9 protein-coding genes are annotated in these 12,578 nt (G+C 53.5%); 8 read left to right on the forward strand and 1 reads right to left on the reverse strand.

All coding sequences use genetic code 11. The features are described from left to right. The 7 genes from MN202_RS16840 (at position 1) to MN202_RS16870 (ending at position 10,488) form a co-directional block, all read left to right on the forward strand. Positions 1 to 573, forward strand: coding sequence for a Maf family protein (locus MN202_RS16840; protein ID WP_335737305.1), 573 nt, complete (start codon positions 1 to 3; stop codon positions 571 to 573). Beyond that, entirely contained in the window at positions 570 to 2,036 is a 1,467-nt protein-coding gene (gene rng / locus MN202_RS16845; protein WP_335737306.1) for a ribonuclease G, read from the forward strand. Before MN202_RS16840 ends, rng begins: the two co-directional genes overlap by 4 nt. After that, entirely contained in the window at positions 2,036 to 5,914 is a 3,879-nt protein-coding gene (locus tag MN202_RS16850; protein ID WP_335737307.1) for a YhdP family protein, read from the forward strand. The genes rng and MN202_RS16850 overlap by 1 nt, the downstream gene beginning before the upstream one ends. Continuing rightward, the gene (locus MN202_RS16855) at positions 5,907 to 6,791 is read left to right on the forward strand and encodes a carbon-nitrogen hydrolase family protein (RefSeq protein WP_335737308.1); all 885 of its coding nucleotides are present in this window, start codon (positions 5,907 to 5,909) and stop codon (positions 6,789 to 6,791) included. Before MN202_RS16850 ends, MN202_RS16855 begins: the two co-directional genes overlap by 8 nt. Beyond that, positions 6,788 to 8,227, forward strand: coding sequence for a metalloprotease TldD (gene tldD / locus MN202_RS16860; RefSeq protein WP_335737309.1), 1,440 nt, complete (start codon positions 6,788 to 6,790; stop codon positions 8,225 to 8,227). Before MN202_RS16855 ends, tldD begins: the two co-directional genes overlap by 4 nt. A 60-nt stretch (positions 8,228 to 8,287) precedes the next feature. Continuing rightward, positions 8,288 to 9,283 carry a branched-chain amino acid aminotransferase gene (locus MN202_RS16865; RefSeq protein ID WP_335737310.1) on the forward strand — a complete coding sequence of 332 codons (996 nt, stop codon included), beginning with the start codon at positions 8,288 to 8,290 and terminating at the stop codon, positions 9,281 to 9,283. 125 nt (positions 9,284 to 9,408) lie between these two features. Next, a complete protein-coding gene (locus MN202_RS16870; RefSeq protein ID WP_335737311.1) occupies positions 9,409 to 10,488 on the forward strand; it encodes a WD40/YVTN/BNR-like repeat-containing protein in 1,080 nt (359 codons plus the stop codon). 58 nt (positions 10,489 to 10,546) lie between these two features. Here the strand turns inward: MN202_RS16870 and yjgA are convergent, their stop codons facing one another. Then, positions 10,547 to 11,065 (reverse strand): ribosome biogenesis factor YjgA, encoded by a 519-nt coding sequence (yjgA, locus tag MN202_RS16875; RefSeq protein ID WP_335737312.1) that lies wholly within the window; start codon positions 11,063 to 11,065, stop codon positions 10,547 to 10,549. Positions 11,066 to 11,183: 118 nt separating this feature from the next. Between yjgA and pmbA the strand changes: the two genes are divergently transcribed. Then, on the forward strand, positions 11,184 to 12,530 hold the full coding sequence (pmbA, locus tag MN202_RS16880; RefSeq protein ID WP_335737364.1) for a metalloprotease PmbA: 1,347 nt from the start codon (positions 11,184 to 11,186) through the stop codon (positions 12,528 to 12,530). Positions 12,531 to 12,578 lie beyond the last annotated feature (48 nt).

Below are 12,578 nucleotides of genomic sequence, written 5' to 3' on the forward strand. Positions count from 1 at the left end.
ATGAACTATCCTGATATTACTCTGGCTTCGGCCTCACCGCGCCGGCGCGAATTGTTAACCCAGCTTGGTGTACGTTTTGAGCTGGTAAAAGCCGACATCGACGAAACGCCGCAGCCCAATGAAGCGCCGGCGGCCTATGTGCAGCGGCTGGCGCAACAAAAAGCCCGTGCCGGTTTAGGCCTGTGTCAGCAACGGCCGGTACTGGGGGCCGACACTATAGTCGTCTGCGATGGGGCTATACTGGGTAAGCCAACAGATTTTGCCGATTTTAACCAGACCATGCAGCGGCTATCCGGCCGCAGCCATCAGGTAATGACCGCTGTTGCTCTGCTGGACGATACCCGGCAACTGCAGTGTCTGGTCAGCACGCTAGTCTGGTTCCGGCCGTTAACCGCTGCAGATATCCATAGTTATTGGCACAGCGGTGAACCACAGGATAAAGCCGGTGGATACGGTATACAGGGGCTGGGCGGTAAGTTTATCCCGCGGATAGACGGTAGCTACAGTGCGGTAGTCGGGCTGCCACTGTATGAGACTGACCAACTGCTACAACAATGGCAGGAGAGAGCATGAGCGCCGAGTTACTATTAAATGTGACCCCAAGTGAAACCCGGGTGGCGCTGATTGAAAACGGCATGCTGCAGGAGCTGCACATAGAGCGTCAGGCTAAACTTGGCCTGGTTGGCAATATTTATGTCGGCAAAGTTAGCCGGGTTTTGCCGGGCATGCAGGCGGCTTTTGTCGATATTGGCCTGGATAAAGCCGCTTTTTTACATGCTTCCGATATAGTGCAGCACGATCCCATTGCCGAACTGGAAGGCAAGCCGGCAGCCAGCAAGGACATCCGTGTGCTGGTGCGCGAGGGCCAGTATTTACTGGTGCAGGTGGTAAAAGACCCGCTTGGCACCAAAGGGGCGCGCCTAACCACCGATATTACTCTGCCTTCACGCTATCTGGTGTTTATGCCGGGCTCACCCCATGTTGGCGTGTCACAACGGCTGGAAAGCGACAACGAGCGACAACGGCTAAAAGATATTGTCAGCCAGTATCTGGATGATAGCGGTGGTTTTATCGTCCGCACTGCGGCTGAAGGCGCCGGCGCAGATGAACTGGCACAGGATGCCAAGTTCCTGAAAAAACTCTGGGCCAAGGTCGTAAAGCGCAAACAAAAAACCCGTAAAGAAGGCGTGGTATACGAAGATTTAACGCTAACTTACCGCATACTGCGTGATTTTGTTGGCACCGAGCTGGAACGGGTGAGGGTAGACTCTAAACTGACCTTTGGACAGTTAACCGCGTTTTGTGAAGAATTTATCCCGCATATGACGCCACTGCTGGAATACTATCCGGGCGAGCGGCCTATTTTCGATATGTTTGACGTTGAAAACGAAATTCAACGTGCGCTGGAGCGCAAAGTACCGCTTAAAAGCGGTGGCTATCTGATTATCGATCAGACCGAAGCCATGACCACTATCGATGTCAATACCGGCGCCTTTGTCGGCCATCGCAATCTGGATGAAACCATTTTTAACACCAATACTGAAGCCACTCAGGCTATTGCCCGTCAGTTACGGTTACGTAATCTGGGCGGCATTATCATTATCGACTTTATTGATATGCAAAATGCCGAGCATAAAAAGCGCGTGTTCCACAGTTTAGAGCTGGCTTTGGCGCGAGATCGGGCAAAAACCAATATCCACGGCTTCTCGGCGCTGGGGCTGGTAGAGATGACCCGCAAAAGAACCCGCGAAAGTTTGGAACATATACTGTGTTCTGAGTGTCCAGTATGTGAGGGGCGTGGCAGTTTAAAAACGGTTGAGACCGTCTGTTTTGAAGTGCTGCGCGAAATTGTCCGGGTAAACCGGGCTTATGCGGCAGATAAGTTTGTGGTGTATGTGTCTCCGGCAGTAAAGGATGCACTGACCAATGATGAATTTCATAGCCTGGCTGAGTTGCAGGTATTTATTGGCAAGCAAATCAGCATTCAGACCGAACCTCTGTATACGCAGGAGCAATTTGATGTGGTGATGATGTAGTGCAGGCAAAACGAGTATGCTTTTACTGTTTACACAAGCTATGGCTGGCACTGGCACTGGTGCTGGTGCTGCTGGCCGTGGCTATAACAGTACTGCGTTACAGCCTGCCCTATGCCGACAACTACCGGCATCAGATCGAACAACTAATTAGTGAGCGCTACAACGCTAATGTCCGGATCGGCAGTCTGAGTGCCGGCTGGCAAAGGTTTGGGCCGGCGCTGTTGTTAAATGATATTAGTCTGTATGACAGTGCAGATGAGCTGCAATTACATATCGAGGTTACCGAAGTCAGGCTCGACTTCTGGCGTAGCCTGCTTGGGCGTCAGCTTAAGGCCCGGCATTTCCAGCTCAGTGGCCTGCGTTACTATGTCGCTGCCGACAGCCTGCTGGCGGCTGACGACGACAATAGCCTGGATGCCGCACCGGTGCTTGACGCACTGGAAAATTTATTTTTTCAGCAACTGAGCTATTTTTCCGTGCTGGACAGCCAGTTAATCGTGCAAAACCACGGCTCGCACGATTTGACCATACATATTAAGCAACTGGACTGGACCAACAGCGCTAACCGGCACCAGGGCTACGGTGAATTTTCGCTGGCTGGTGTTACCGCCAATACCGTGTCTTTTGTGCTGGACTTGTATGGCCCTAGCCTGCCACAGGCGTTTGGCCAGCTGTATTTGCAAAGCGATAAACTGGATGTGCTGCCCTGGTTCGCCAGCTTGCTGCCGCCAAGCCAGAGACTGCAGCAGGCCAGCATTAATTTTAGCGCCTGGGGCCGCATTGATCAGGGCACGCTGCGCCGGTTTCAGGTGGAGTTGGCTAACAACAGTGTCAGTTGGCAGCGCGACGGCAATGAGCACCGGCTGCAGCTGGGGCAGGGCCAGTTACTCTGGCAACCCGAGGCGGAAGGCTGGGTGCTGTATTCCGGTGATTTGACGCTCAGTGCAGCAGAGCAACATTGGCCTGGTTTACAGTTTCAGTTACGCCGTAATGACGAGCAGTGGCAAGCCAGCCTGAACCGCTTTGCGCTGGAAGCACTGACGCCGCTGGCTACGTTACTGGCAGAAGATATCGCCCCGCTGCAACAGATCATGCAATATCAACCCACTGCTGAGCTGGCGCAACTGCAATGGTACAGCAACGAACAGCAGTGGTATTTCAGTGGTGATATTCATAATCTGCTTTCAACACCAGTGCATGATATACCGGGTGTCAGCCAGTTACACGGTGACTTTGTTATCAGTAGTGATCTGGCCTATTTGCAACTGCATAGCAGTGCAGCGCAATTAAGTTGGGACACCTTGTTTAATGCAGCCACCGACTACGATGAGCTAAGCGCTGAACTGTACTGGCAGGCCGCCGGGCCAGGCAGCCCCTGGCGGGTTGTGGTGCCGCAGTTAAAGCTTACCGCCGGGCCGATGCAACTGGATGCCAGCCTGCATCTGGATGACAGTTTGCAAATAGTGGCCCGGCTACAACATGCCGACGCCAGTCAGGCCGGTCGGTTTTTTCCCGCACCTTATATGCCACAACAAGTCCGCAGTTATCTGCAGCAAGCCATCGTAGCCGGTACGGTGACCGAGGCCACTATGCTGTGGCAGGGAAAGCCGGCAGATTTTCCCTACACTGAGCAGCAGGGGGTATTTCAGGTACTGGCACAGCTGGATGAAGGCCAGTTCGCCTTTGCGCCAGACTGGCCTTTGTTAACCAACTTTAGTGCACAATTGCTGTTTAATAATGCCAGCATGGCTATTCAGAGCCAGGCCGGAGAACTGACGGGCATTGCGTTGCAAGATGGTGTCAGTGCGCAAATCGACAACTTATTCGCAGCCGACACCCTGGATATCCACATCCGTCGCCGCATCGACGCCGAAGCGTTAACAGAGCTGATGCTGCAATCGCCGCTGGCCGGTAATTTGGGTAAAACGCTGGCGCATCTGGGAGCCAGCGGCGTTGTGCAGGGGGATGTAAAACTGGCCGTTGGCCTGAAACAAGCCGGCGTACTGGCCAGTGGCAAGGTGCAGTTTAGCGATACCAGCCTGGCGCTGGCGGCGCCGGCCATGCAACTGACCCAGCTTAATGGTGAATTGCGCTTTGAAAACGAGCAGATCACTGCTGACAACTTGTTGCTAAGCTGGCGCGGCTTACCGCTAACGGCCAGCTTGGATGGGGGCAACAGTGCCGATGGTTATCAACTGGCATTGCAACTCAAGGGTGACCATCAGGCCACACAGTTGGCGCAGGCGCTGCACGCGCCTGTTGCTCCGCTGCTGCAGGGCGACACCGCCTGGCAGCTGGATCTGGCGCTGAGTTTACCGCACAGCGGTTTTAGCTACAGTGCACAGTTACAGTCGGATTTATCCGGCACTGAACTTAAGCTGCCAGCACCCTATAACAAAGCTGCTGACAGTAAAATGCCATTGCGGGTTAGCGCCAGCGGTAACCAGCAGCGTTCATTGTTACAGGCACATCTGCAGCATAACCTGCACTTTCATGCCGAGCTGATGCACGACAGTCAGCAATTCAGCCGGGTACAGCTTAGTGCTGCTGCAGCAGACGCCGGCCTGGGCAGCACAGGTTTTAATGTTAATGTTGATCTGGCCGAAGCCGACTTTATCAGCTGGTTTGGGCTGATCCAGCAACAACTGGCCGCCAGCAACAGCGAACAGCAGGGCCAACTGTTTCCGCCATTAAACAAGGTGCAGGGTAAGGTGCAGCATCTGACACTGGCCCCCGATATAGCGCTGAGCAATACTGTTTTTGAGCTGGTACAGCACAGTGATAACTGGCAGCTGCAACTAAACGGCACTGAAATAGCCAGTCGTTGGCAGTTTAACAAAGACGCCAGCCAGGAAATCAGCGCTACGCTGGATTATTTGCAGTTGCCCCTGCCAGAGCAGGTAACGCGCACCGAAGCTGAACTGGTGCGCTACCCACAGCGCTGGTTGCTGGATGTGCCGCCACTTCGCATCAGTTGTGCCGACTGCAGCGTTGGCCCTTACCGGCTGGGGCAGGTTAACCTTAAAGCACACAGTGAAGGCCGCCAGTGGCAGCTAACACAGTTTGATGCCCGCTATAAACGCAACCGTCTGTCACTTAGTGGCCACTGGCAGGAAGATACCGCCGCCGGCCACAGCCGGTTTAGTGGCACCGTTAGCAGCAACAATATCGGCAGTTTGCTACAGGAGTATCAACTGACATCGGCAATTTCCGGTAGCACGGCTGAAGTTAATTTTGCGCTGGACTGGCCCGGAGCGCCTAATCAGTTTGAGCTGGCCGACCTGGCCGGCAGTGTAAACTACCAGCTTGGTGAAGGCTCTCTTACTGAAGTCAGCGATCAGGGCGCCCGGCTGTTTTCCATTTTCAGCCTCGATTCTTTATTGCGTAAACTGCGGTTGGATTTTCGCGATGTATTTGCCAAAGGCTTTTTTTATAACGGCATGAGCGGCAATCTGGCTATTTCGCATGGTGTGGTACAAACCAGTGATGCCAGTATTGACGGCGTGCCGGGTAACCTGCAAATACAAGGTTATGCCGACTTAGTCAGCCGCGACTTAGATTATCAAATGGCGTTTTCACCTAAGGTGACCTCGAGTTTGCCGGTGATTATTGCCTGGATGGTAAACCCGGCCACCGGACTGGCGGCGCTGGCACTGGACGAGGTATTCCAAAGTGCCGAAGTGATCTCGAAAATTAATTTTACCGTGACCGGCAGTTTTGACAAACCGGTAGTAACCGAAGTTAACCGCCATAGCAAGGAAGTACCGGTACCGGTGCGGGTGGCACAGCCTGATGCCATTATTGAGCTGCCCGCAGCCCAGCAACCACAAACCCCGGCAAACCAACCACAGACCCCGGCAAAGGCGCCTCATGGCTGACAACACAGCAGCTAGCAGCACTGCCACTACGGCAGCACATTGGCGTTTATCTGCTATTCAGCTAAACAGCACGCCACAACCAGAGCATAATCTGGCGGTAGTGGAAGGCTATCTGCAACAATTACAGCAACACTTTGCCGCCACAGTGCCTCATCTGGTCGCGCTTCCAGAGTGTTTTGCCGTGTTTGGTGGTGGCGATGGCCTGCAGGCGGGTTTTATGGCCCCGTTGGGGCAGGGGTTTATTCAGCAGCGCTGTGCGGCGCTGGCGCGGCAGTATCAGGTGTATCTGCTGGCCGGTTCGTTACCCGGTCAAAGCCCGGATGGCCGCCGGTTTACTGCCTGCAGTATTTTATTTGCGCCAGATGGCAGCATAATAGCCGACTATCAGAAAATGCATCTGTTTGATGTCGCTGTCAGCGACAGTACCGGCAGCTACCGTGAATCGCAGACTACCTATCCCGGTGAAAAAATTACCCTCGCCAGCGCCGGGCAGTTAAAGCTTGGCATGACCATATGCTATGATGTGCGCTTTCCCGGCCTGATGCAGGCCTTAGCCGCGCAGGGCATGAATGTGCTTAGTGTGCCGTCAGCCTTTACCCGGGTAACCGGCGCCGCGCACTGGCAGATATTGCTGCAGGCGCGGGCGATCGAAAATCAGTGTTTTGTGCTGGCGCCAAATCAAACCGGTGTGCACGCCAATGGCCGTGAAACCTGGGGTCACAGCCTGATTATCGATCCCTGGGGCAGGATCCTGGCCGATGCCGGTACTGCACCTGGCTGGATTTCAGCTGAAGTAGATTTAACCGATTGCCGCAGCCTGGCGCAAAGGATGCCGGTATTGCAGCACAACCGTTTTAACAGTGAGCTTAAACCATGACTGCACCAGAGCAGAACCTGATCACCGCCTCCGACCTGACCGATAGCGATCTGCAGGCTACGCTGGGTTATTTATTCGATCATCAGCTCGATTTTGCTGACTTGTATTTTCAGTCCAGTGTGCATGAATCCTGGGTACTGGAAGACGGTCTGGTAAAAGACGGCTCTTTTAATATTGAACGCGGCGTTGGCGTGCGCGCCATCAGTGGCGAAAAAACCGGTTTTGCTTATGCCGACAGCATCAGCGCCGCTGCACTGAAACAAGCCGCTACCGCAGCCCGCGGCATTGCCGCTCAGGGCCAGCATGGCAGCGTAAAAGCTTTTGCCAAATCGGGTAACAGTAATATATATCTGCCGTGCGAACCGCTGCAAAGCCTGAGCAATACCGAAAAAGTGGCGCTGTTACACCAGATTGAAGCCTATATCCGCACACTGGACAGCCGGGCCGAACAGGTGATGGTAAGTTTATCCGGCGTGTACGAAGAAGTGCTGGTGGCAGCCAGTGACGGCACTTACGCCACCGATATCCGGCCGCTTGTACGGTTAAACTGCTCGGTGCTACTGCAGCAGGGCGACCGGCGTGAGCGTGGCAGTGCCGGTGGCGGTGGCCGTACCAACTACAGTTACTTTACCGACGTCAACAATGGCGAACCACGCTGGCAGCACTATGCCCGCGAAGCAGTGCGCATGGCGCAGGTTAACCTGACCGCTATAGATGCGCCGGCAGGCACTATGCCGGTTGTACTGGGCAGCGGCTGGCCTGGTGTATTGCTGCACGAAGCCGTCGGCCACGGTTTAGAAGGTGATTTTAACCGCAAAGGCTCGTCGACCTTTTCTGGCCGCGTTGGTGAGCAGGTCGCCTCTAAGCTGTGTACTATCGTTGATGACGGTACGCTGGCGCACCGGCGCGGTTCATTAAATATCGACGATGAAGGCGTGCCGGGCCAGTACAACGTACTGATAGAAAACGGCATTCTAAAAGGTTATATTCAGGACAAACACAACGCCATGCTGATGGGCGTAGCCCCTACCGGTAATGGCCGGCGCGAGTCTTTTGCCCATTTGCCGATGCCACGTATGACCAATACCTATATGCTGGCAGGCCAGAGTGATCCGGCTGAGATCATCGCCAGTGTGAAAAAAGGCATTTATGCACCTAATTTTGGTGGTGGCCAGGTAGATATAACCTCGGGCAAGTTTGTGTTTTCGGCCTCAGAAGCCTATTTAATTGAGAACGGTAAAATAACCGCACCGATTAAAGGCGCTACGCTAATTGGCAGCGGCCCGGAAGCGATGCAGCAGGTGTCGATGGTGGGCAACGATTTAGCACTGGATGCCGGTGTTGGCGTCTGCGGCAAACAAGGCCAGAGTATACCGGTAGGCGTAGGCCAGCCGACACTGAAGCTGGATGCCATGACAGTAGGCGGCACCCAGTAAGGTGGCCGAACTCGTACATCTATACAGTAAATAGAACAAATCACAGGGACATAACGCAAAATGGCAGCATTTGGCACCGTATTTACCCCCGAGATGAGCATCTCGCGTTTTACCAATAACAGCTGGAGTGCGCCGGAACTGGTGGCCAGCGGCAGTATCAGCCTGCACCCGGGCGCGCATGTACTGCATTATTCCAGTACCTGCTTTGAAGGCTTAAAAGCCTTTCGCCACGCCGATGGCAGCATTCATCTGTTCCGGATGGATAAAAACGTCGCCCGGTTGGCGCAAAGTAGTGAATTATTATCGCTACCGAAAATCGACGGCGCTATGTTAAGTCAGATGATTACCGACATTGTCCGCCGCTTTGCCACGGATGTGCCAAACCCGCCGGGCTCAATGTATATCCGGCCTACCCATATTGGTACAGAGGCCTCTATCGGCAAAGCTGCAGCACCGAGCCTGGAATCATTACTCTATGTATTGCTGTCACCGGTAGGCGATTATTTTTCCGGCGGCGCTAAACCACTGCGTTTGTTGCTGGAAGACAACGCCCGCTGTGCCTCACATATGGGTATGGTTAAAAGTGGCGGCAACTACGCCAGTGCCTTACAACCTATTATGAAAGCCCGTGCTGCCGTACAGGCCGATCAGGTACTGTTTTGCCCCAACGGCGACGTACAGGAAACCGGTGCCGCTAACTTTTTGCTGATTGATGGCAATGAAATTATTACCAAGGCGCTGGACAGCAGCTTTTTACATGGCGTGACCCGGGATTCTATCCTGACACTGGCACGTGATCGTGGCATGACAGTATCCGAGCGTGAGCTAACAGTAGATGAGCTACTAGAGCGCGCTGCCAAGCCGGGCGCTGAAGCGGCGTTATCTGGTACTGCTGCCGTATTAACCCCGGTAGGCACTTTAATTCACGCCGGCAAAGAGTATCAGGTTGGTAGCGGCCAGGGTGGCAGCACAACGAATGCATTGCGCCAGGCACTGAACGATATCCAATGGGGTAAAGCTGCTGATACCCACGGCTGGCTGACTAAAGTGTGTTAAATCTGCTGACACTAAAAAAGGCCGCTTAGCGGCCTTTTTTATTTGCCATGGTTACATCTGGTTACAGACTGTTGACAAAGTTGTCGCTAAGGTTATTGTAGTTAAAACTTAACTGAGGGAAGGCTATGTGGCGCTGCGTTGTGGTTTGTTGTTTCACCTTATTGGCTGGTTGTGGCTCTGAGCGGCAAGCAGCGAGTGTACCCACTCCAACCCCGACACCGCCGCCGGCAGCCTTTAGTTTTCAGCATCAGGGCTTAACTGGTATCACTGCTACCCGTTTATATCAGCAGCATGGCTTGCTGTTTGCCGTTAGTACCGATGGCCTCTATATCAGCAGTGGCGATGGCAGCTGGCAAAGTGCCGGCTTACAGGGCTTTGATCTGGAAGATGTGGTTGCCATTAGCGAGCAACATTTTATTGCCGCGACGTATCAGCAGGATAGTGACGGTTTTCGCCGGCATGTATTGTTTGAAAGCTACAACGGCGGCGCCGATTGGGTAGAGGTAAAGCATCAGTTTGGCTTACATGGCGAAACCGAAGCTATCTACGCCTTATTGTACGACAGCAACACCCAGCGTTTATATGCCACCGGTACCGAGGCGCTGGCGTATTCCACCGATCTGGGTATCAGCTGGCAATTGTTGCATGGCAGCTGGCAGGGCTTTGGTCAGGCCAAATCGGCGCTGGCTTTCAACAGCAGCAATAACGATATCTGGTTTGGCGGCCAGGGCGGTATTGAAAACCCGGTGTTGCTGCAGGTAGCGGTAAAAGATGGCAGTGCCAAACTGCATCTTAATTTAATGCCGGCACCATCCTCCATTTACGGGGTACGTTTTGCGCCGGATAACGCCAACAGTGTCTATGTCAGCGGCGAGGGCGGCGTAGTGCACAGTAGCGATAACGGTGCCAGCTGGCGCACCTTGCTAGGCGATAAAAATTACCGTTTTTACTTTGACATCGCTATCGATCCGGCCAGGCCGCAGCATATTTATACTGCCGGCTGGAATAAACAATTTGATGAACCACAGCCGTTAATTATTGAGTGGTCTGACAATGGCGGTGCAGCCTGGCAGCAATATCAATATCCGGCGCCGGCGTCGTTTTTCGGTGGTGTGCGCAGTATGCTGTTAGTGCAGGAACAAGGGCGTAATGTGTTGTATCTCGGCTTATGGAAGGGCGGCATTATGCGGGTAGTGCCGAATTAAAGCACCCTGCTAATTTCAGGGCGCAGTACTGCGCCCCTGACATATCTATCCTGGCGGGTTATTCAGTAATAATCAGCGGTTTAATCAGCTGAAACAGCTCGCGGTAGGCTTTAGGCGGCTGTTGTTTTTCCTGCTCTCTTTTTGCATTGCGAATAAGCTGGCGTAGCTGTTGCACATCAACCTCCGGAAACTCGGCAATAAAACCGGTTACGGCGTCGTTATCGGCCAGCAGTTTGTCGCGCCAGTTTTCTACCTTGTGAAACTGCCGGGTGGCGGCCTGGTTAGTGTTACGCAGCAAGGCTAAGGCCTGTTCTATCGGCTCTAAATCGCGGGTACGCATTAAGCGGCCAATAAACTGAATATGGCGGCGCAGCGCTTCGCGTTTGTTGCTTAATTTGTCGGCCAGTTGCAGCGCGTCTTTTAATTCATCGTCCAGCGGCACTCTGGCGCGCGAGGCAGCGCTTAGCGCCACCAGCTCTTCGCCCAGCTTTTGCAGCTCGTGCATTTCACGTTTAACCTGTGATTTACTCTTGCCTTCTTCTTCGTCCCAGGTATCGCCGTTTATAAAATCGGTCATCTTAGTTTCACTCATCACTATAATGGCGCTAAGTATACATGATCTGGCGCTGCAACAGCAGCCAGCGAATGCAGACTATGATAAGCTGACAACAATTTTTTCAGGCAGACAGAACACTATGCACGTAACAGAACCCAGCATCTGGCAGGAAATTGATGAAGTTAAACAGGCGGTAGCCGAAGTACTGGCGCATGCTAAGCAATTAGGTGCCAGTAGCGCCGAGGCATCGATGAGCCGCACTAAGGGGTTAAGCGTCGAAACCCGCCACGGTGAAGTTGAAACAGTAGAGTTTAATCAGGACGGTGGCCTGGGGATCAGTTTGTATTTTGGCCAGCGGAAGGGCTCGGCGTCGACGGCCGATTTAAGCCCGCAAGCACTGCGCCGTACGGTAGAAGCCGCCGCCGATATCGCCCGTTATACCTCAGAAGATCCGCACACCGGTATTGCTGAAGCGGCCTGGCTGGAAATGTCGCCGCCGGATCTGGATTTATACCACCCGGACAGCATCAGTACCGAGCAGGCTATTGCCTTATGTGCCAGCTCTGAACAGGCGGCTTTTGCTGTAGATCCGCGTATCACTAACTCGGAAGGGGCGTCGTTTTCGTCGCATACCGGTTTAAAAGTGTATGGTAACAGCCATGGTCAGTTGGTCGGTTATCCCAGCTCGCGCCACAGTTTTAGCTGTGTGGTCATCGGCGAAGATGGCGATGATATGCAGCGTGATTACAGCTTTAGCGTGGCCCGCCAGTACAGTAAGTTGCTGGACCCGAAACAAATTGGCCGTGAAGCCGCACTGGAAACGGTAGCGCGGTTAAATGCCCGGCAGATCGCTACGCAAAAGGTACCGGTAATTTTTCGCGCTGATATTGCCAGCAGTCTGTTTGGCCATCTGGTATCGGCCATCAGTGGCGGCAGCATTTACCGTAAATCCAGTTTTTTAATGGATAAAGTCGGCCAGCAAATTATGTCTCCTGCTATCAGCATTATTGAGCAACCGCATTTGCAGCAGGCGCTGGCCTCCAGCCCCTTTGATGGTGAAGGGGTAAAAACCCGAGATCTGACAGTGATTGAACAGGGCGTACTCACTAGCTATCTTACTACCAGCTATTCGGCGCGTAAGCTGGGCATGAGCAGTACCGGCCATGCCGGCGGCATACATAACTGGCTGATAAGCCACGGCAATGAAGATTTATTGCAACTGTGCCGCACTATGGGCAAGGGCCTGCTGGTTACCGAATTAATGGGCCAGGGCGTCAATACCGTTACCGGTGATTACTCGCGTGGTGCAGCCGGCTTTTGGGTTGAGCATGGCGAAATTCAGTTTCCGGTGGCCGAAATTACCATCGCGGGTAACTTGAAAGAAATGTTTATGCAGATGGTTGCCGTAGGTAACGATATTGATCGTCGCGGTGGCGTGTTAACCGGCTCGGTGCTGATAAGTCAAATGCAGGTGGCGGGTAATTAATAACGCGCTGTGGCGTAAGCTGATAAAAAGCCCCGCAATTGTGCGGGG

The organism is Rheinheimera muenzenbergensis, assembly GCF_036984005.1.
Lineage (GTDB): Bacteria > Pseudomonadota > Gammaproteobacteria > Enterobacterales > Alteromonadaceae > Alishewanella > Alishewanella muenzenbergensis.

Bases quoted from the DNA above. Each gene is read 5' to 3' on its own strand.
- MN202_RS16840 (WP_335737305.1), top strand. From the start codon at position 1: ATGAACTATCCTGATATTACTCTGGCTTCGGCCTCACCGCGCCGGCGC.
- rng (WP_335737306.1), top strand. From the start codon at position 570: ATGAGCGCCGAGTTACTATTAAATGTGACCCCAAGTGAAACCCGGGTG.
- MN202_RS16855 (WP_335737308.1), top strand. From the start codon at position 5,907: ATGGCTGACAACACAGCAGCTAGCAGCACTGCCACTACGGCAGCACAT.
- tldD (WP_335737309.1), top strand. From the start codon at position 6,788: ATGACTGCACCAGAGCAGAACCTGATCACCGCCTCCGACCTGACCGAT.
- MN202_RS16865 (WP_335737310.1), top strand. From the start codon at position 8,288: ATGGCAGCATTTGGCACCGTATTTACCCCCGAGATGAGCATCTCGCGT.
- MN202_RS16870 (WP_335737311.1), top strand. From the start codon at position 9,409: ATGTGGCGCTGCGTTGTGGTTTGTTGTTTCACCTTATTGGCTGGTTGT.
- yjgA (WP_335737312.1), bottom strand. From the start codon at position 11,065: ATGACCGATTTTATAAACGGCGATACCTGGGACGAAGAAGAAGGCAAG.
- pmbA (WP_335737364.1), top strand. From the start codon at position 11,184: ATGCACGTAACAGAACCCAGCATCTGGCAGGAAATTGATGAAGTTAAA.